Raw genomic sequence first — 841 nt, 5'->3', positions numbered from 1 at the left:
CTGGAGCGATTCGAGAAATCTATCGTAGGGATTGTCTCGACCCGTTGTCGGTGGGGTTCTTGTATTCCACTGTCGATGTCGATGTCGATCCTTCTGTTTTGGCTGTGGTAATGGATGCCGACTCTATTGAGGAACTGTTCGGTATGTCGTGTGCGGTGACCGTGGAGCGGAGTGGCAGTGTCGTTTTCTGACTGGGAAGGAAGATCGATTAATTCCGCGTCGGTTTATGCCGCACATCGACCGATGGATAGTGGAATTTTGATCGGCCGACGGGTCGTGAGGCATGGGTTGGCTGAACAGTGTGCATATATCGAATGGTCGATACAACTGGAGGGTTGGTTGGTATGAGTGAAACAGATTTCTGTGACACAAGGTCGCCCGAGGGGGTGTCTGAGTTGTATTGAACGGAAGGTTCGGGTCCGCTGTGCGTCCGGATCATGTGTACAGGTTGGATTCGATCGGTGATCTGGTTGCCGTAGTGGTGAAGTCCACCAGGGTCGGCGGGTGTGAATCGATCAGAAAATTGTCGTATGTGTGGGGGGTGGTGTCCGGTAATCGGATGTTCGTGATCGTAGATGGTATTAGGCACTGTTCGGAAGGTAAGTGAGATCGGCATGAATTCGTTGGATGACACTCGTGTGTATCGTGCGTCTTCTGTTCAGGAAGAGCTCTGGGTTGCGCAGACGCTGACTCCGGAGGTACCGAACAATATTGTGGTATATGTCGATCTCGTTTCCGATGCCGATGCCGATGTCGATCGGCTTGTGGCTGCGTTGAGGCGTGTTGCTTGCGAGTCGGAGGCGTTGAATGTCGGTTTCCGGGGGAATGAAGCCGGTGGTGC

At 53.0% G+C, this 841-nt stretch carries 2 protein-coding genes; both read left to right on the top strand.

Annotated elements, in window-relative coordinates:
* Window positions 1-191: hypothetical protein (locus tag ACX4ZE_RS22865; protein ID WP_480275526.1), on the top strand; the 191-nt coding region annotated here is incomplete at its 5' end.
* A 423-nt stretch (window positions 192-614) separates the two neighbouring features.
* Window positions 615-841 (top strand): hypothetical protein (locus tag ACX4ZE_RS22860; RefSeq protein ID WP_480275525.1); only part of this gene is annotated, 227 nt, incomplete at its 3' end.

The sequence above is a fragment of the Nocardia sp. TBRC8007 genome (genome assembly GCF_056629435.1).
The sequence above is the reverse complement of the archived record's forward strand: the minus strand, read 5'-3'. Positions and strand labels throughout refer to the sequence as shown.